17 protein-coding genes and 1 pseudogene are annotated in these 19,669 nt (G+C 44.0%); 15 read left to right on the plus strand and 3 right to left on the minus strand.

Annotated elements, in window-relative coordinates; genetic code table 11:
* Positions 1-110 (plus strand): annotated as a pseudogene (locus ACE3T3_RS07555) (IS982 family transposase); the annotation flags it as partial.
* Here ACE3T3_RS07555 and ACE3T3_RS07560 read toward each other — a convergent pair.
* Positions 107-2,041 (minus strand): SIR2 family protein, encoded by a 1,935-nt coding sequence (locus ACE3T3_RS07560; RefSeq protein WP_374665587.1) that lies wholly within the window; start codon positions 2,039-2,041, stop codon positions 107-109. The pseudogene ACE3T3_RS07555 and the gene ACE3T3_RS07560 sit on opposite strands and share 4 nt — an antisense overlap.
* Positions 2,042-2,389: 348 nt before the next feature.
* Here ACE3T3_RS07560 and mhpT point away from each other — a divergent pair, with 348 nt between their 5' ends.
* Together mhpT and ACE3T3_RS07570 are read left to right on the plus strand one after the other, a co-directional pair.
* Positions 2,390-3,604 (plus strand): 3-(3-hydroxy-phenyl)propionate transporter MhpT, encoded by a 1,215-nt coding sequence (gene mhpT, locus ACE3T3_RS07565; RefSeq protein WP_374665589.1) that lies wholly within the window; start codon positions 2,390-2,392, stop codon positions 3,602-3,604.
* 259 nt (positions 3,605-3,863) lie between these two features.
* A complete protein-coding gene (locus tag ACE3T3_RS07570) occupies positions 3,864-4,190 on the plus strand; it encodes a hypothetical protein (RefSeq protein WP_374665591.1) in 327 nt (108 codons plus the stop codon).
* 89 nt (positions 4,191-4,279) lie between these two features.
* On the opposite strand, the gene glnG is transcribed toward ACE3T3_RS07570, so the two are convergent.
* Entirely contained in the window at positions 4,280-5,758 is a 1,479-nt protein-coding gene (gene glnG / locus ACE3T3_RS07575; RefSeq protein WP_374665593.1) for a nitrogen regulation protein NR(I), read from the minus strand.
* Positions 5,745-6,854, minus strand: coding sequence for a nitrogen regulation protein NR(II) (gene glnL / locus ACE3T3_RS07580; RefSeq protein WP_374665595.1), 1,110 nt, complete (start codon positions 6,852-6,854; stop codon positions 5,745-5,747). Before glnL ends, glnG begins: the two co-directional genes overlap by 14 nt.
* 343 nt (positions 6,855-7,197) lie before the next feature.
* On the opposite strand from glnL, the gene rimO reads away from it, so the two are divergent.
* The 12 genes from rimO to lpxA all read left to right on the plus strand — a co-directional run bounded on the left by rimO (position 7,198) and on the right by lpxA (position 19,631).
* Entirely contained in the window at positions 7,198-8,541 is a 1,344-nt protein-coding gene (gene rimO / locus ACE3T3_RS07585) for a 30S ribosomal protein S12 methylthiotransferase RimO (protein WP_374665597.1), read from the plus strand.
* Positions 8,542-8,598: 57 nt separating this feature from the next.
* Entirely contained in the window at positions 8,599-9,327 is a 729-nt protein-coding gene (pyrH, locus tag ACE3T3_RS07590; RefSeq protein ID WP_374665599.1) for a UMP kinase, read from the plus strand.
* A gap of 78 nt (positions 9,328-9,405) precedes the next feature.
* Entirely contained in the window at positions 9,406-9,960 is a 555-nt protein-coding gene (gene frr / locus ACE3T3_RS07595; RefSeq protein WP_374665601.1) for a ribosome recycling factor, read from the plus strand.
* Between the two features lie 6 nt (positions 9,961-9,966).
* Complete coding sequence (uppS, locus tag ACE3T3_RS07600) at positions 9,967-10,719, plus strand: polyprenyl diphosphate synthase (RefSeq protein ID WP_374665603.1); 753 nt, start codon at positions 9,967-9,969, stop codon at positions 10,717-10,719.
* A 3-nt stretch (positions 10,720-10,722) separates the two neighbouring features.
* The gene (locus ACE3T3_RS07605) at positions 10,723-11,547 is read left to right on the plus strand and encodes a phosphatidate cytidylyltransferase (protein WP_374665605.1); all 825 of its coding nucleotides are present in this window, start codon (positions 10,723-10,725) and stop codon (positions 11,545-11,547) included.
* Positions 11,548-12,744 (plus strand): 1-deoxy-D-xylulose-5-phosphate reductoisomerase, encoded by a 1,197-nt coding sequence (gene ispC, locus ACE3T3_RS07610; RefSeq protein WP_374665607.1) that lies wholly within the window; start codon positions 11,548-11,550, stop codon positions 12,742-12,744.
* Positions 12,745-12,748: 4 nt separating this feature from the next.
* Positions 12,749-14,104: an RIP metalloprotease RseP gene (gene rseP / locus ACE3T3_RS07615; RefSeq protein WP_374665609.1), complete on the plus strand. Its 1,356-nt coding sequence runs from the start codon at positions 12,749-12,751 to the stop codon at positions 14,102-14,104.
* Positions 14,105-14,148: 44 nt separating this feature from the next.
* Positions 14,149-16,734: an outer membrane protein assembly factor BamA gene (gene bamA, locus ACE3T3_RS07620; protein WP_374665611.1), complete on the plus strand. Its 2,586-nt coding sequence runs from the start codon at positions 14,149-14,151 to the stop codon at positions 16,732-16,734.
* A 49-nt stretch (positions 16,735-16,783) separates the two neighbouring features.
* Positions 16,784-17,281 (plus strand): OmpH family outer membrane protein, encoded by a 498-nt coding sequence (locus tag ACE3T3_RS07625; protein WP_374665613.1) that lies wholly within the window; start codon positions 16,784-16,786, stop codon positions 17,279-17,281.
* Between the two features lie 3 nt (positions 17,282-17,284).
* On the plus strand, positions 17,285-18,355 hold the full coding sequence (gene lpxD, locus ACE3T3_RS07630; RefSeq protein WP_374665615.1) for a UDP-3-O-(3-hydroxymyristoyl)glucosamine N-acyltransferase: 1,071 nt from the start codon (positions 17,285-17,287) through the stop codon (positions 18,353-18,355).
* 5 nt (positions 18,356-18,360) lie between these two features.
* Positions 18,361-18,846, plus strand: a complete 486-nt coding sequence (gene fabZ, locus ACE3T3_RS07635) for a 3-hydroxyacyl-ACP dehydratase FabZ (RefSeq protein WP_374665778.1) — start codon at positions 18,361-18,363, stop codon at positions 18,844-18,846.
* A complete protein-coding gene (gene lpxA / locus ACE3T3_RS07640; protein ID WP_374665617.1) occupies positions 18,843-19,631 on the plus strand; it encodes an acyl-ACP--UDP-N-acetylglucosamine O-acyltransferase in 789 nt (262 codons plus the stop codon). The genes fabZ and lpxA overlap by 4 nt, the downstream gene beginning before the upstream one ends.
* The last annotated feature ends 38 nt before the right edge of the window (positions 19,632-19,669 follow it).

Genomic DNA, 19,669 nt, shown 5'->3' on the forward strand with positions numbered 1-19,669 from the left:
AAGCTCGTAGTATTCATGGATTTCTGAGTGGGATTTACGCATCGTTATGTGCATATCAACTTAATCATCAAAATAAACCAACAATTCAAATTATGGAATCATTGGCTTAAGCAGGATTCGGGTTATTATAAGCATAGTAACAAGCTAGGTTGTATGTATTGGTTGAATCTAATGCTGCCGCTTTAGTTAAGTAATCATAAGATAATTGATGTTTTGAATCTTGATTTTCTATTTTTCCATACTCAAATAAAATTATTCCATACATTCTTAGATATTCGGGCCTATTTTTTAATTTTTCTAGTGCGCTTTCACTTTTGGTTTTTGCAGATTCTAGATAACTGATATCCTTATTTATTGTATAAGTATTATACATTATCATGCTTGCGTTATGTTGGTAGTTTGATTCAGATGGATTTATTTCTAATGCTTTTTCAAAATATTTAATTGCTTGCTTAAGAATAGATTCATCTTTTGTGAGAAGACCCAATAGTCCTAATGTTGAACCATAATTACTTAAATGATTATCATCTAAAGGGTTTAAGTCAGTAGATAGTTTTAATTGTGCGATGGCATTTTTGTATATATTTATATCTGATGTAAAGTAAGCATAATCAGATAAAAATAAGCCATAGTTACCTATCAGATTGGCATCTAAATTTTCTTTTTGTAATAAGTTCTTGTATAAATCATCGGTTTTTTTAAATATACCAATCTCTTGTTTGTACTGTGAGTAAAGTGCGTTTGCACTACAGTAATCCGTTAATATAGCTGGGTTATTAAGATCAGGTTTTATTCTAAAAACATTTTGAAAATATATAATTGATAGTTCTATATACTCTCCTTTTTTAGTGTCTTCGAAAAATTTTGCACAGACAGTACCTGCTTTTGTATATGCTTGATAAAAATTTGGTTCCAGTTTTATGGCTTTATCAAAGTTGAAGTGAAATTGATTATCATCTTTTGTTAAAAATAACAGGGCTTTACCTAAATAAGCTGATGACAGAATTTTAGAGATGGGCTTGATACTTAAATCTAGATTTTTTTCTTGATTAATTATTGTTTCAAACTTTTTAGCATGCAACAGTTCGGCTAGCTTTATAGTTGTAATCGCAGGTTTATTTGCGTCTGCTATTGCTAAGGTTTTTTTGGTGTCTTCTAAAATATCAATTTCAGTATCTGAGGTTGGAAGGGGGAATTGATTAACTAACTCACAGATTCCTTTTAAGTGCTTAATAGGATCTTTAAATAACTCAGTCGGAAAGCAATTTAATTCTATAGCAAGTTCAAGGAGAAATCTGTCAGCATCCTGTTCTCCAATGAAATTCCTGTGATTAGAATTTACGTCAATAAATTGCTTAACATTAATGTTTGGCTCTTTTGCGTAATCAATCCAAAACAAGCGATGTTGACCAATAAAATTTTCTTCTACTAATTTAAAGAAAGCATCAGCGCCACCGCTATAGCCAATAAATAATGTAGGAGAATTATTGATAGTATTTTTAATGAAAGTTTTTAATTTTTCGGCTTGTTGCTTTGTATCAATATCTGAGTTTGCAAGTTGAAAACCACTCCATTGTCCGTGAAGGTGAACAATTGATTGATTAGGTATAGCAGTAAAGTATTCTTCTGATAGAACTTTAAGATCATAAGTTGGTGGGTAAAAACTATCTAAGCTACATGCGCGATTAAGGATATTGTCAAAGTTAAACGTTAAAACTTTACCAAGATAGCCATTTTTTAAAAGACTTGATAAAGCAATATTAGCCCAATTAATCTTTGCTTTAGAAATGTGTTTCTCAATTAATATTTTTTGCTCATGAGGTGTGAGCCTACTCATGCACACACCGTAATCTTTACGTTGTTCTTCAGTTAAACTTTTGAAATTACCTTTAAATTTTTTATTAATCTCGGCAATCAATTCATTTGCTAAGGGCATACCCGCACTTTTAGAGCAACCTGCACCAGTAAAGACTATTACGGGAGTTCCTTGTTTTCTACTGTCTCTTAGGTTTTTTGCTATATCTTTTACCGTAAAGCTCATTATCAATATTTATTAGTAAGTAATTGTTTGATTGTAATGGATATGAAAAGGATTACATATCCAAATCTTCATTCAAAAATAATTTAAATATTATCTGAAAAATTTAGGAACAATTGTTTTTAGCTATCGCTGTATAGTTTTAAACTTTTATAAATATAAGCAATTGATTTTATGATTTATTTTAAGATATTAAGCGCTAATAAGTATTGATATGCATCCTTTTGGCTATAAGTGAGTGAAATTATTAAATAAAAAACACTTTAATCCGACTATTGTAGAGGTATTTATTCATAGGCATTCATCCCAAAATGCACGGGCAGGCGGCGCAGTGCAGCTTGTGTACTACGGATGGAGTTGGATTATGGCACAAGTACACACAGGGAAAATGCAAAAATTTTAACGGTATTTTTGTGTTTCTGGGTCGCATTCTTTGAAGGTTTTGATCTTCAAGCGCCTGGAATCGCGGCAAAGGGAATCGCAGCGACATTTTCATTAGATCAAGTTCAAATGGGCTATGTATTTAGCCTAGGTGTATTTGGCATGCTGTTCGGCGCATTTTTTGGCGGCCGTGTAGCAGATTATTTAGGGCAAAAGAAAGTACTGATGCTTTCAATTGCAATCTTTGGCGTATTCATGTCTTTAACTGCTTTGGCGCCAAGCGTAGAAGTGCTTTATATTGCTCGCTTCTTTACTGGTCTGGGTTTGGGCGCCGCAATGCCAACTATGATTTCAGTAGTAGGCGATGAAGCAACCGAAGCAAACCGAGGTCGATTGAATAGCTTGATGTACTGCGGTTTACCTGTAGGTGCAATCTTTGTTGCAGGCTTGGCAATCATCTTTAAAGATATTTCTTGGCATACGCTGTTTTTGATTGGTGGTTTAACCCCATTGCTGTTGATTCCGTTCATGGCCATTATCTTGAAAGATAAGCGCACGGAAAAAGCAGAATCAGCATCAGTGGAGGCTGTCCCGCCAATGGCGCAAGTATTGTTTGCTGAAAATCGCTACAAATACACGCTGCCACTTTGGGTGAGCTTCTTCTTTACGCTGATGGTGAACTACATTTTAATCAGCTGGCTGCCAAACTTGCTGATGGAGCAAGGTTTGGAAAAACAGCAAGCGTTCATGATCATGCTGGTATTCCAAGTGGGTGCAGTGATTGGCACTTTGGGTTTGGGCTATTTGCTGGATCGTCTGAAATTGTGGCAAATGTCTGTGCTGATTTACACCGGTTTGTTTATCGCGCTGTTTGCCTTGTTTACCACTTCATCCATCCCTGTGCTGATTGTGGCTGGTGTGGTTGGCGGGATGTTCTCAACCGGCGGTCAATCCATCTTGTACGGCATTTCACCCATCTTTTATTCAAATGCAGGCAAAGTGACGGGTGTTGGCAGTGCAATTTCTCTGGGCCGTTTGGGCGCAATGACAGGCCCATTGCTGACGGGTAAAATTTTAGCGCTAGGATTGGGCACAACTGGTATTTTAGTTGCCAGCGCACCGGGCATTGCGCTTTCAGCAGTCGCGGTGGCTGCGTTGTCAGCCTATAAGGCAAGCAAAAAATAAATTGGCAGTATTGAACTGCTGTCAAGGAAAGGAAGCTAAGGCTTCCTTTTTTTTATGCTGAAGTCTTTTGTTGAAGCCTTTTATAAATAGCAAATAGCTGAAAAGAAGATAGCTGCGGATTTGAGATGGCTGCTTTAGCGCATTTATAAAAGGACGATTTAAAAAAAGCGTTTTAAGCTGAATGGTGAATTGTGCGGAACTGCTAAGAAAATTGGCAGGATTTTGCTAAACTAAGCCGTCTTTTTATGATTGTGATTTTATGACCTATCAATTGGTGCAGCTTGAGATACAAGCAACAGATAACATTCAATGCCCGCATTGCCAGCAGCACGTGATTGACTGGGCAGAAGAGCAGTACGTGCAGCCTTGTGAGCATGTGCTGTTTATTGCAATGGATATTGGCTTTGAATACATCACTGATGAATTTGAGCAAAGCATGCGCCGTACTGTGGATGATTTGCATGCCAATGATGATCAAGTCAATATTTTTGCTGAGCTTGCAGCGGCAAGCTATCCTGAGTTTATGATTTACAAGTCTGATCTCGGGGGTGAGGGCTATTCGCGCTATGTGGGCTTTACAGCATAATGATAGTTTGCTGTATTTAATCTTTTAGATTCGAAACTTAAAGCATAAAAAAGCCAGTCAATAGACTGGCTTTTTTATTGAAGTTGAAATCAGCCGTCGATTTCTTCTTCTACATCATCTTCAGCGCTGTCCATGCCGAGTTCTTTCAGTTTGCGGGTCAGCGTATTGCGGCCCCAGCCTAAAAGCTCTGCCGCATGGCGCTTGCGGCCGCGGGTTTGCTGCAAGGCGGCGTTAATCAATGTGCGTTCAAACATCGGTGTAGCAATGTCTAAAATCTTCATTTCGCCATTTTTCAGCTTTTGCACTGCCCATTGACCGAGCATTTCATCCCAGTGGTGAATTGAGATGCGGTCAATGTTTTGCGGCGCTTGCGCACCGTCGCCGCTTTGCTGAATAGGAATCTGCTTCAACTCAGAAGGCAGATCTTCAGGATAAACCTCACGGCCGGTAATCATCACGGTCAGCCAGCGGCAAGTGTTTTCCAGCTGACGCACGTTGCCTTGCCAAGGCAGCTTCTGCATATATTCCTGAGTTTCTGGACGCAGGATTTTAGGGCTGACGCCAAGCTCTTTGCCGGCACGGGCCAGGAAGTGCTGCGCCAGCATAGGGATGTCTTCGCTGCGGTGCGCCAGTTTTGGAATGTGAATGCGGATCACGTTCAGGCGGTGATATAAGTCCTCGCGGAAGCGGCCTTCATGCACCAGCTTTTCCAAGTCTTGATGCGTGGCTGCCACAATACGCACATCGACTTTTACTGGGATGTGCCCGCCAACCCGGTAGAACTCGCCATCAGCCAAAACGCGCAGCAAGCGGGTTTGGGTTTCAAAGGGCATATCGCCGATTTCATCTAAAAACAGCGTGCCGCCGTTGGCCTGCTCAAAACGGCCTTGGCGCTGGGTGTTGGCGCCGGTAAATGCGCCTTTTTCATGGCCGAATAATTCAGTTTCAATCAGGTCTTTGGGGATGGCTGCCATGTTCAGCGCAATAAACGGCTTGCTGCTGCGCGGTGAATGGCGGTGCAAGGCATGCGCAACCAGTTCTTTGCCTGTGCCGGATTCACCGTTAATCAGCACCGTGATGTGTGATTGCGACAGGCGGCCAATGGCGCGGAATACTTCCTGCATGGCAGGCGATTCGCCAATAATTTCGGTCGATTGAATCGGCTGTGCGGTTTTGGCGGATTCCTGCTGCTGCAGCTTGGCAATATGCAGAATGGCGCGGTTGACCAAGGCTAAGGCTTCATCAATATCAAAAGGCTTAGGCAGATATTCAAATGCGCCGGTTTGGTAGCTGGATACGGCCGACTCTAAATCGGAGTGCGCAGTCATGATGATCACAGGCAAATCCGGATAGCTGCCTTTGACTTTGCTTAAGAAAGTCAGGCCGTCGATGCCCGGCATGCGGATATCTGTCAAAATTACATCAGGAGCATCTGTACTCAGCTGATCAAGCGCAGATTGGGCTTCCTCAAAACTGGTGACATCAAAACCTTCTTCTTTGAATGTTTTTTCCAGCACCCATCGCATGGCGCGGTCATCATCAATTACCCATATTTTATTTCGCGACATGGTCGGACTCCCAAGGTAAATATAAGCTAAATACTGTTTTTCCAGGAACAGATTGGCACTCAATCATCCCGTTATGTTGGTGCATAATGTTTTGCGCAATGCTCAATCCTAAGCCGGTGCCTTTGGCGCGGCCGGTGACCAGCGGATAAAACACCGATTCTAGAATGTCTTCCGGCACGCCTGGGCCGTTGTCTTCAATGTCGATGCGCACAGCAGAGCGCTTCAGCACGCCATTAATGGTGACGAGGCGCTGAATGCGGGTTCTTAAAATCAGTTCAGGCTGATGGTTTTTGAAAAATTCTTTATTTTCCGTCATGGCTTGAATGGCGTTGACGCTGATGTTCAGCATGACTTGAATCAGCTGATCGCGGTCTGCAAGGACGTTAGGCAAAGACAGGTCATAGTCACGGGTAATCTTAATTTTCTTTTTGGTTTGATTGACAATCAGCGCGCGGACACGTTCCAGCGGCTCATGCACATTGACCGGCGCATAGCTGGGCAGCTGGCGTGAACCCAGCATGGTGTCTGCAAGATTTCGCAGGCGGTCAACTTCACTGATGATAATGTCGGTAAACTCGCTGTATTTCGGGTCATTCAAGCTGCGCGCCAGCAGCTGCGTTGCGCCGCGGATGCCGCCTAAAGGATTTTTGATTTCATGCGCCACCCCGCGGATCAGCTGGCGCGCGACTTGATGCTGCTGAATCAGATTTTCTTCTTTTGAAATTTTCAGCATGCGGTCAATTTGGTTCAGCTCAATCAGCAGCAGCGGGTGATACGGCTTGCCGGAGTTTAGCTGAGATGCAGTATAGTCAACGTGAATGTCTTTAAAGTTTACATTGATGGTCGCTTCCCGGCGCGTGTAGTGCTGGCCGGAGTGCAGGGTGTTTTTTAGCGCTTCTTCGGTATTGAATTCATCGTTCGGCATATGCAGCAGATTCAGTACAGGTATGCCGGATGCGCGAAGCAGGCTGATGTCAAATAAGGCTTCGCATGCAGAGTTTAAGTAAAAAATATTCAGATCACTATCGACCAGCAAAATAGCAGTGGTCATATTGTCGACCAAAAGGCGGTAATCGATAGTTATAGGATGATCCATTAGCGATGGTTCCCTGTATTAAAATAGCGCAATGGCATCTTCATAAAAGCATCTGTATAAACGTATTTGGACTGATATGATGCAAAATGCACGCCAACTTTGATAAAAAAGCTCTAAGTTTTGGTGCTTATTTAATAAAATGCGCTGAAAGTGGACTTATATTGAAAGGTATAGCGGATTCTGTTTTTTCTGTAAATATAAAATGAACCAAATTGGTGCAATGCGAATTATATTGAAGAATTTATGGCCTTATTTTAGTGCGTGATGCAAAGAGTCAAGATTCTACCTGTTTTTATCGACCGAAAAGACATACAATACGCGGATTCTAGTGGAGCGCAGATTCATGAAATCCCCCAAAGTCGGTTTTGTTTCTTTAGGTTGTCCTAAGGCATTGGTAGATTCCGAACGAATTTTAACTCAGTTGAAGACTGAAGGTTATGACGTCGCATCAGATTATGATGGGGCAGATTTAGTTGTTGTAAATACCTGTGGTTTTATTGAATCTGCAGTACAAGAGTCTTTAGACGCCATTGGCGAAGCCATGAGCGCAAATGGCCGTGTGATTGTCACCGGCTGTTTAGGCAAAGACGAAGACAAAATCCGCCAAATGCATCCGAATGTCTTAAAAGTGACCGGTGCGGCGGCATATCAAGAGGTGATGGAAGCTGTACATGAGTACGTTCCGGAACCGCCGAAGCATAATCCATTCATTGATTTAGTGCCGGAACAGGGCATTCGCCTGACACCGAAACATTATGCTTATTTAAAAATCTCAGAAGGCTGCAACCATCGCTGCACATTCTGCATTATCCCGAGCATGCGCGGCGACTTGGTGTCCCGTCCAGTCGGTTCCGTGCTGAATGAAGCGCAAGCGCTGAAAAAAGCGGGCGTGAAAGAAGTCTTGGTGATTTCGCAAGATACCTCAGCTTATGGCGTGGACACCAAATACAAATTGGACTTCTGGAACGGCCAGCCGGTCAAAACCAAATTCTTTGATATGTGTGAGGCTTTAGGTCAGCTGGGCATCTGGGTGCGTTTGCATTATGTCTATCCGTATCCGCATGTGGATGCAGTGATTGACCTGATGGCGCAAGGTAAAATTCTGCCGTATTTAGATATTCCTTTTCAGCACGCCAGCCCGCGCATCTTAAAATTGATGAAGCGTCCAGCCCATAGTGAAAATACGCTGGAACGCCTGAAAGTATGGCGTGAAAAATGTCCAGATTTAGTCATCCGTTCAACATTTGTGGTCGGCTTTCCGGGTGAGACTGAAGAAGATTTCCAAATGCTGCTGGATTGGCTGCAAGAAGCGCAGCTGGACCGCGTGGGCTGCTTTACCTATTCACCGGTAGAAGGCGCAACAGCCAATGACTTGCCGGACCATGTGCCGGAAGAGATCAAGCAAGAACGCTATGAGCGCTTCATGGAAGTGCAGCAGGCAATCTCTGCCGCTAAACTGCGAAAACGCATCGGTCAAACCATGACTGTGCTGGTGGATGATCTTGAAGAAGAATTCCCTGTTGCGGTTGCGCGTTCATATGCAGATGCGCCGGAAATTGACGGCAACGTTTTTGTTGAAGATATCGACAAGTCACAGATTAAAGCAGGCGATTTGCTTGAAGTGGAAATTACCGATGCGGACGAGTATGACTTGTTTGCGAAGCTGATCCGCGTTAAATCTGCTTAATGGCTGCATACGAATAAAATTTTAGATTAGATTTAGATATAGGTATTGGAGTTTTAGATGATGGACTCAAAAAAACCGCGTTATGAACGTATTTTGCTGAAACTTTCGGGTGAAGCGCTTGCCGGCAATAAAGACATGGGTATCGATGCGCAAGTGCTCGATCAAATGTCTTTGGCTATTGCTCACTTGGTCGGTTTAGGCGTGCAAGTCGGCATCGTGGTTGGCGGCGGCAACTTATACCGCGGCAGCCAATTGCAGCAAGACGGTTTGGTTGGCCGTGTAACAGGCGACCAAATGGGCATGCTGGCAACGGTGATGAATGGCTTGGCGCTGCGTGATGCTTTGGTGCGCCGCAACATCAAAACTCGTTTAATGTCTGCTTTGCCAATTGGCGCTGTTGTAGAGTCTTACTCTAGCCGTGATGCCATCCGCCATTTAACGCAAGGTGAAGTGTGCGTATTTGTTGCAGGTACAGGCAACCCATTCTTTACGACTGATACAGCAGCGTGCTTGCGCGGCATCGAGATCGAAGCGGATCTGATTCTCAAAGCGACTAAAGTTGACGGCGTATATAACAAAGACCCAAGCAAATTTGATGATGCGGTTAAATATGACACATTGACCTTTGATCAAGTGCTGGATGAAAAATTAGGTGTGATGGATTTGACGGCAATTTGCTTATGCCGTGATCACAATGTGCCGTTGCAAGTATTCGATATGAATAAAAACGGCTCATTGCTTTCTGTGGTTATGGGTGAAAAAGAGGGAACTCACGTCACCAAATAATGACGTGAGCCTGAAAGCGCTTTATACTGCAAATTATTTTATAAATTACACCTTTTAAAATTAAGTAAGGAAGATCACATGATTAACGATCTTAAAAAAGACGCTGAAGACCGTATGAATAAATCACTCGAGTCTTTGGAACATGGTTTTGCAAAGGTTCGTACTGGCCGTGCGCATCCATCAATTCTGAACGGCGTGATGGTTCCTTACTATGGTTCTGATGTGCCTTTAAACCAAGTGGCAAACGTTGGTGTTGAAGATTCACGCACATTATTGGTTCAGCCTTTTGAACGCAATATGGTTGCAGCGATTGATAAAGCCATCCGTGAATCTGATTTGGGCTTAAACCCGATCACTGCGGATGCGATTCGTGTGCCAATGGCTGCTTTGACGGAAGAAACCCGTAAAGACATGCAGAAAGTTGCCCGCAATGAAGCTGAAAATGCCAAAGTCGCTATCCGCAACATCCGCCGTGACGTATTAGGCGATATCAAAGCATTGTTGAAAGAAAAAGAAATTTCTGAAGATGATGAACGCCGCGCGGGTGATGACATCCAGAAAATCACAGACAAATTTGTTGCTGAAGTGGATAAGCGTTTAGCTGCAAAAGAAGCTGAATTGATGAAGGTCTGATTCTGCATGACCTCTTCTGAAGAAAATTCCCGTCTTCCGAAACATGTTGCCATCATCATGGATGGCAACAATCGTTTTGCCAAAAAAAAACAAATGCAAAAGGGCGATGGACACCGTGAAGGAAAAAATGTCCTAGACCCAATCGTTGAGCATTGCCGTTCACATCAAATTCAAGCTTTGACTGTTTTTGCTTTTTCCAGTGAAAACTGGAACCGCCCGCAGTTTGAAGTCGATTTGCTCATGAAGCTGCTTGAAGAAACCATCCGCGAGCAGCTGCCGCGCATGAAAAAATTCAATATTGCTTTGCGCTTTATCGGCGACCGTTCCCGCTTGTCTCCTGAACTGCGCAGTTTGATGCAGCATGCAGAAGACAGCACAGCGCAGCACACAGAAATGACCTTAACGATTGCGATCAGTTATGGCGGAATGTGGGACATGGCGCAGGCGGCCAAGCAGATCGCGGCAGCTGTGCAAAGTAAAAAAATAGATATTGATGACATTGATGTTGACTTATTTGGACAATATGTCAGCTTAAATGATCTGCCGGCTGTGGATCTGCTGATCCGTACAGGCGGTGATTTCCGGCTTTCCAATTTTCTGTTGTGGCAGGCGGCTTATGCTGAACTGTATTTTACGGAAACATTATGGCCTGAGTTTACCATTCAAGAACTAGACGATGCGTTTGCAGTTTTTGCTGGACGTGAGCGCCGATTTGGTAAAACATCAGAGCAAATTCAACAAGAGCAACTTGAGAATTAATAAATGTTAGAGCGGATTATTACCGCATTGGTTTTGGTCGCAGTCGTACTTAGCTGTATGTTCGCTGCGCAGTCACATTATCCAATGTATACGCTGATGATCATTGCAGCTGGCGTGGCTGGATATGAGTGGCTGAAGCTCATGCCAAGAAAAACAGAAAAAGCTGTTAAGCCAATTGCCTGGGGGTATGGAATTGTTACCGCTGCTGTATCAGCTTTGGCGCTTCAATATAGCGACTTTGCTCTGCTGCTTTGGATTGCGTCAATCTTTACCTGGATGCTGAGTGTCTATTGGGTGAAGTCTTATCCAGACTATGACGGCTGGTACAATAATTCTTTAAAGCTGATTGGCTTGGTTCTTGTTTCTGCCGCGGTAACCGCGATTTTTTCCGTTTGGCAAAGCTCGCCGTGGCGGCTGATGTATTTGTTCCTGCTGGTGTGGGGCGCAGACAGCGGCGCATACTTTGTGGGCCGCAAATTCGGCAAGAAAAAACTTGCGCCGGATGTCAGTCCGAATAAATCGGTTGAAGGCTTATATGGCGGTGTTGCGACGGCAATGATCATTGTTATTGCGGTTGAAATTCTGTATCTGGATTTAAGCCTAGCAGAACATATTCTTTTCCTTATTCTTTCAGTCGTTACTGTATTCAGTTCAGTTCTGGGTGATTTATTCGAATCAATGATCAAGCGCCGTGCAGGCATTAAGGATTCAGGCCGAATTCTGCCGGGCCATGGCGGCGTGCTTGACCGTATTGATTCATTGCTGGCTGCTGCGCCGATCTTTGCAGCAGGCATGTATGTTTTAAAACTTATAGGTGTAGATTTATAGATGTCACAGTCTGTTTGCATATTGGGTGTTACAGGTTCAATTGGTCAAAGCACCTTGAAAATCTTGGATGGGCACCCTGAAGAGTATTCCGTTTTTGCAGTCACAGCGCATAGCAGAATTGTAGAATTGGCAGAAATTTGTAAGCAGTACCGACCGAAAATCGCTGTTGTGCCATCACATAAAGTGGATGAGCTGCATCAGCTGCTTATAAGCAAAAATATTCAAGATATCGAAATCCTGCATGATGAAGCCGGGTTGATAGCAGTCTCTGAACATCCGCAAGTGGATGTGGTGATGGCTGCCATTGTTGGCGCTGCCGGCCTCATGCCGACACTGGCTGCGGTGAAGGCGGGCAAGCGGGTTTTGCTGGCCAATAAAGAAGCGCTGGTAATGTCTGGCGACATTATGATGCAGGCGGCGCGTGACCATCAGGCCGCGCTTTTGCCGGTTGATTCTGAACACAATGCAATTTTCCAATGTTTGCCTGCCGGGTATTTTCAAGCCGAGCGCAACGGACAGCCGAAAATGGGCGTGTCACGCATTCTGCTTACAGCTTCTGGCGGCCCATTTATCAATCATTCGCTGGAACAATTGCAGAACGTGACGCCTGCGCAGGCTTGCAAGCACCCGAACTGGTCGATGGGGCAAAAAATTTCTGTTGATTCCGCTACTTTGATGAACAAAGGGCTTGAGTTAATCGAAGCGTGCCATCTTTTTGCAATTTCAGAACATTTTGTAACAGTTGTCGTCCATCCGCAGAGTATCATTCATTCAATGGTTCAATATGTGGATGGTTCAACTTTGGCGCAAATGGGCAACCCTGATATGTGCACGCCAATCGCTCATGCTTTGGCATGGCCGGAGCGCATCCAAACGCATGTGCCGCCTTTGGACTTGTTCACGCATTCGCATTTGAATTTTCAAGAGCCGGATACCATCCGTTTCCCAGCTTTAAAGCTGGCGCGTCAAGCGATGCAGGCAGGCGGTTTGGCGCCAGCAATTTTAAATGCGGCCAATGAAATAGCAGTTGCGGCTTTCTTGAATAATCAGATAGGATTTACTCAGATTCCGCAAATTGTAGAGCGGACTTTGGACCATATGGAAAATGCGGCTGCAAGCAGTCTGGATGTAATCCTGCAGGCTGATCAGACCGCACGCGATCTCGCAAAGCAATTTGTAATGAATAAAGGAAGCTGAAGCCATGAATGCCTTGTTTATTATACTTGCGGCAATTTTTTTATTGGGGCCGCTCATTGCGATACATGAGTTCGGCCACTATTTTGTCGCGCGTAAACTTGGCGTAAAGGTTTTAGTATATTCCATTGGTTTTGGACCGACATTGCTGAAATGGACGTCTAAAAAATCAGGGATTCAATATCAGCTCTCTGCGCTGCCTTTAGGCGGTTATGTGAAGATGCTGGATGAGCGTGAGGGGGATGTCGCTGAAAAAGACCTGCCTTATGCGTTCAACCGTCAAAATCCATGGAAGCGCATTGCCATTGTTGCTGCTGGCCCGCTTATCAATTTGGCGTTTGCCGTGGTTCTGTTCTGGATCTTAATGCTTCCAGCGCAGGAGCAGCTTAATACGCGTGTAGGTAAGGTGTTGCCCAATACGCCAGCAGCTGCGGCGCAAATGCATGCGGGCGATAAGATTACCGCAATCGACGGCATGCAGGTTTCAACTTGGGAAAAGCTGAATTATGCTTTGGTGGACCGTGCTGGTGAGACAGGCGCGATTGCTGTCACAGCGGATCGTGCAGGCCAGGTTGAAAATTTCAGCTTGCCGATTCAAAATTTCTTAAAAGATCAATCTCAGTCACCTTTAGAAGCATTGGGTTTTATTCCGTACCGTCCCCATTTGCCGGCTGTTGTCACTAAATTAAGTGAGGATGGCGCGGCAATCCGTCAAGGCATGAAAGCGGGCGATAAAATCATTGCGATTGACGGCGTAAAAATGAATGAGTGGTTTGATGTTGTGCAGGTTGTGCAAGCATCGCCAGAAAAGCTTTTAAAGATTGATGTTTTAAGAAATAACCAATTGGTTCATCTTGAAGTCATGCCGCAAGGCAAACAAGACAAGATGGGCAAAGTGACGGGTGTGCTGGGTGTACAAAGTGACCCGGGCAAAACCACCATTCCTGCGGATTATAAACAGACCATTCAATATTCACCTGTTGAAGCCTTTACAATGGCAGTCGATAAAACTGGACAAATCTCCGGTATGATTTTGAATTCGATTGTTAAAATGGTTCGCGGATTGATCGGTTTGGAAAACCTGTCAGGGCCGATTACGATTGCAAAAGTTGCAGGCCAGAGCGCAGAAATGGGCTGGCAAACCTTTATATCGTTTATGGCGCTGATGAGTGTCAGCCTCGGTATTCTTAATTTGCTGCCCATTCCGATGCTGGATGGTGGCCACTTAGTTTACTATTTTGTTGAATTAATTCGTGGTAAACCTGTTTCTGAACAAATACAATTGGTTGGACTGAAAATTGGTATGGTACTGCTTGGCAGCATGATGCTGCTGGCACTTTTTAATGATTTTATGCGTTTATAAAACTGCGTAGAAGATGGAATAAATTAACAGCGGAAAAGACTGGCATGCAGCACACACATTTATTTATGCCTCTGGCACTGGTTAGTGCTATGGCAGCAGCACAACAAGTATATGCGGCAGATGATTTTATTGTACAAGATGTAAAAATAGAAGGATTAGTCCGTCTTACGCCAGAAAGCGTATATGGCATGCTGCCGATAACCAGCGGTGACCGCGTTAATGATCCTGTTATTGCCAACGCTATACGCGCGCTATACTCAACAGGCCTATTCGATGACATTAAAACGTCTCAAGACGGCAACACTTTAGTCTTTAAAGTTGTCGAACGCCCAGTTATTTCTAAAATTGAAATGAAAGGCAATAAGCTGATTCCTAAAGAGGCGCTTGAAGAAGGCCTGAAAAAAATGGGATTGGCTGAAGGTGAGGTGCTTAAGCAATCTGCACTGCAGACTGTGGAAACTGAGCTTGAGCAGCAGTACATGCAGCAAGGCCGTTATGATGCGGACGTGACAGTAACAACAACGCCTAAGCCGAATAACCGTGTCGACCTGCTGATTGAATTTGCCGAAGGTAAAGCAGCAAAAGTTTTTGATATCAATATTATCGGCAATACTGTTTTTAAAGACAGCGATATTAAGCAAGCCTTTGCGGTAAAAGAAAGCGGCTGGAGTTCAGTTGTTTCGCGCAATGACCGTTATGCGCGTGAAAAAATGGCGGCAAGCTTGGAAGCGCTGCGCGCCATGTATCTGAACAAAGGCTATATCAATTTCAATATCACAAATTCTAGCTTGAACCTAAGTGAAGATAAAAAACATGTCTTCATTGAAGTTTCTGTGGATGAGGGTGAGCAGTTTAAATTTGGTCAAACCAAATTCTTGGGTGATGCGCTGTATACTCAAGATGAGCTGAAACCGCTGCAGCTGTATAAAGATGGCGATCTTTATTCGCAAGAAAGAGTCAACGGTGTTAAGCAGCTGATGCTTCGCAAATACGGCAACGCAGGCTATTACTTTGCAGAAGTGAATGTTGTACCTGAAATCAATAACGAAACCAAAGTTGTTGATTTAAATTATTATATTAACCCAGGCCAGCAAGTGACTGTGCGCCGCATTAACTTTACCGGCAACTCAAAAACAGCTGATGAAGTTCTGCGCCGCGAAATGCGTCAAATGGAAGGCGCATTGGCAAGCAATGAAAAAATTGATTTGTCAAAAGTGCGTTTAGAGCGGACAGGTTTCTTCAAAACGGTCGATATCAAGCCTGCGCGTATTCCAAACTCACCTGACCAAATTGACTTGAATGTCAATGTCGAAGAGCAGCATTCAGGGACCAGTACGTTGGCTGTCGGTTTCTCGCAAAGCGGCGGTGTGACTTTCCAGGCGGGTTTAAGCCAAACAAACTTCCTGGGTACAGGCAACTCGGTATCGGTTGATTTATCGCGTTCTGAAACTCAAGACTACTACAACTTGAGCGTAACAGATCCGTACTTCACAATTGATGGCGTGCGCCGCGGTTACAATATGTATTACCGTAAAACCAAATTGTCTGACGACTATAACGTCAACAACTATGTAACAGACAGTTTTGGCGGCGGCATTAACTTTGGCTATCCAATTGATGAAAACCAAAGCATTAGCGCAGGTCTGAACATTGACCAGACTGAAGTAACAACAGGTCCATATGTTTCGACTTATGTGCGCGATTATTTACTTAAGCATGGTGGCAAAGCTAAAGGCCAAGGCCAGTATTGTTCTACAGATACACTGATGTCTCAGTGGGAGATAGATAAGGAAAAAGACCCAAATCTTTCTGAACCGACTAATCCGCCTGTTGGTTATTATGATTCGATGTGCGTGGATGCTGGACGTAATAACGTTGGTTTTACTGCATTTGACAATGAGTTTGGCGGTGATTTTCTTACCTATAATTTGAATTTAGGCTGGTCTTACAATACTTTAAACCGTCCAATCTTCCCGACTTCAGGTATGTCTCACCGCGTGAATGCTGAAATTGCATTGCCGGGCAGTGATGTTGAATACCAAAAGTTGACTTATGATGCGCAAGCATTCTTCCCGCTGGGCAAAGATTTTGTACTGCGCGGTTATGGGAAGCTGGGCTATGGTAATGACCTGCCATTCTATAAAAACTTCTATGCCGGCGGTTTTGGTTCTGTGCGTGGTTATGACAACAGTACCTTAGGTCCGAAATATCCAGGCGTAACTTATAATGAATCTCATCAGCGAGATTATGACCCTGAAGAAGTGGGCGGTAACGCTTTAGTGCAATTTGGCGCTGAATTGGCATTGCCATTGCCGTTTAAAGGTGATTGGACACGCCAAGTTCGTCCTGTACTGTTTGCTGAAGGCGCGCAAGTTTTTGATACACAATGTGATATCCCAACAGGTACGCTTTATTTATCGGGGGGGGTAAGTGATAAAGGCACTGATGCGAAGGCATATTGCAAAGACAACTTCGGCTTTGACATGAACAATATGCGCTACAGTGTGGGCGCAGGCTTTACTTGGATCACCATGATCGGCCCATTGTCTCTGAGCTATGCATTCCCGCTGAATGATAAAGCCGGTGATGATACCAAAGAAATCCAATTCGAAATTGGCCGTACTTTCTAAGTACGGTCTTTGGGCCTCCTGAAGAATAAGCTTTAAGCAAGGAATAGTGATGAAAAAGTTATTAGGCGCAATGATTGCGCTTGGCATGATGAGTGTTTCAGCAGCACATGCTGCCGGTTATGGCATTGTTGATTTGGAAAAAATTGTTGAGCAAAGCGCTTATATTAAGCAGCAAAATGCCAGCATGCAGCAGCAAGTTAAGCCGCAAACTGCAAAAATAGAAAGCTTAACCAAAGAATTGGAAGCTTTGCAGCAGCGCGCACAGCAAGGCGTGAAACTGTCTGATGCTGAAAAGAAAACTATGACTCAGCAATATCAGTCGAAATTGCAGGAATTGAATACCTTGCAGCAGAAAGTTCAAGGTATGGTGGAAACCAATATTCAGGCGCTGAACCGCACCATGGACTCAAGAATTAAGCAGGCAGCGGAACAATTGCGTAAAGAAAACAATCTTGATGTTGTTTTGAATAAAAATTCAGCGCTGGCCTATGACCCTAAGTATGATTTAACTGATAAAATGATTCAAAAGGTTAATGCAATCAAGTAATCAATGAATCATCAAAAAATCAGCTTAGAGAAACTCGCTCATCTTGTGCAAGGTGAGTGTGTCGGTCAGCCTGATCTCCAGCTTGCGGGTCTGGCAAGCTTGGAGCATGCAGAAGCCCAGCATTTGGCATTCGTCAATGCCGATAAGTATATTGATTCAGCGCAGCAGTCAAAAGCAGGCGCTCTGATTGTGACTGCTGCATTAAAAGAACAGCTTGCATCTCATAAGAATTTTATTGTTGTCGCGAACCCGTATTTGGCTTTCGCAATTTTGACGCATGTGTTTGAGAAAAAGCATAGCGCGGCTGGCATTGAAAGCACTGCGCAAATTGATCCTTCTGCAATGATTTCCGATACCGCCTATATTGGCCATTATGCCGTCATTGGCGCGCATTGCGTGGTTGGCGATGAGACAGTCATCCAATCTCATTGCAAGATCGATGATGATGTGGAAATCGGCAAGCAATGCTTTATTGATTCGCATGTTGTACTGACAGGCCAGTCTAAAGTGGGTGACCGCGTGCGCATCCATGCAAATACAGTGGTAGGCGGTGAAGGCTTCGGTTTTGCGCCCTATCAGGGCAAATGGCACCGCATTGCTCAGCTCGGTTCTGTGCGTATTGGAAATGATGTGCGTATCGGCTCCAATTGCAGCATTGACCGCGGTGCTTTGGATGACACAATTTTAGAAGATGGCGTCATTATTGATAACCTTGTGCAAATTGCCCACAATGTGAAAGTTGGCGCCAATACAGCCATGGCGGCCAAGTGCGGCATAGCCGGCAGTACAACGATTGGCAAAAACTGTGTGCTTGCAGGAGCTGTCGGCGTGGTCGGGCACATTAATATTGCAGATAACGTGACGATTACCGGTATGTCAATGGTCACAAAAAGTATTTCTGAGGCTGGGAGCTATTCTTCCGGAACGCCAATGCTGGAAAGCCTGCAGTGGAAACGCGCAGCTGTGCGCTTTAAACAATTAGCAGATGTGCCATTGACCCAATTGATGAAAAAACTTGATCATATGCAGTCTCAAGTAGAGTCCCTTGAATCAACTTTTAAATTGCGTAAATAATTATGATGACTGAGTCAAATACTCCTGCGTTCACAAAGCCTGAACTGCCGATGCAAATTCAAACCATCCGTGAATATTTGCCGCACCGCTATCCTTTCCTGCTCGTAGACCGAGTAACAGAAATTACGGATTCGGGCATCGTGGGCTATAAGAATGTCTCAATGAATGAAGAATTTTTACAAGGACATTTTCCTGGCTATCCAATCATGCCGGGTGTGCTGATTGTTGAAGCAATGGCGCAAATTTCAGGCATTCTTGGCTTTGTGATGAACAATCAGAAGCCATCGAGTGATAAAATTTTCCTATTTGCAGGCGCAGAGCGCGTTCGTTTTAAAAAGCAGGTTGTGCCTGGTGATCAGCTTGTTTTAAAATCTGAACTCGTGATGCAAAAGCGTGGCATTTATAAGTACAACTGTATTGCTACAGTTGACGGTATTGTTGCTGCTACTGCGGAAATTATGATTACGCAACAGAAAACAGAGCAAGCATGAGCAATAACGAATTTATTCACCCAACCGCTATTATTGACTCATCTGCAGTAATTGCACCAGATGTGCAAATTGGCCCATATTCAATTATTGGCCCAAATGTTACCATCGGCGCAGGTACGAAAATCCACTCACATGTCGTGATTGGCGGATTTACCAAAATTGGCCAAAATAATGAAATTTTTCAGTTTGCCAGTGTCGGTGAAGTCTGTCAGGACTTGAAGTATGCAGGTGAAGAAACTTGGCTGGAAATCGGTGATCATAATTCGATTCGTGAACATTGCAGCCTGCACCGCGGTACAGTACAGGATCATGGTTTGACCAAAGTCGGCAGCCACAACCTGCTGATGGTCAATACGCATATTGCGCATGACTGTATTGTGGGCGATCACAATATTTTTGCAAATAACGTGGGTGTGGCCGGTCATGTGCACATTGGCGATTATGTGATTGTCGGCGGCAACTCAGGCATTCATCAATTCTGCAAGATTGATTCTTACAGCATGATTGGGGGCGCTTCGTTGATTCTAAAAGATGTCCCAGCTTATGTCATGGTCTCGGGCAATCCAGCACATGCATTTGCAATGAATGTTGAAGGCATGCGCCGCAAGGGCTGGTCTAAAAACGTCATTCAAGGCCTGCGTGAAGCATTTAAGCTGATTTATAAATCTGGCCTAACTTCTGATGAAGCGGTACAGAAAATCCGTGCCGAGATTCTGCCGGAAGTTGCTGAAGCGCAGCTGCTGATTGATTCAATTGAGCAGTCAGCACGCGGGATTGTACGTTAAACGCTGAATTTATTAAAAAAACCGCCAATAGGCGGTTT

The organism is Acinetobacter sp. (assembly GCF_041919735.1).
In the GTDB taxonomy this organism is placed as follows: Bacteria; Pseudomonadota; Gammaproteobacteria; order Pseudomonadales; family Moraxellaceae; genus Acinetobacter.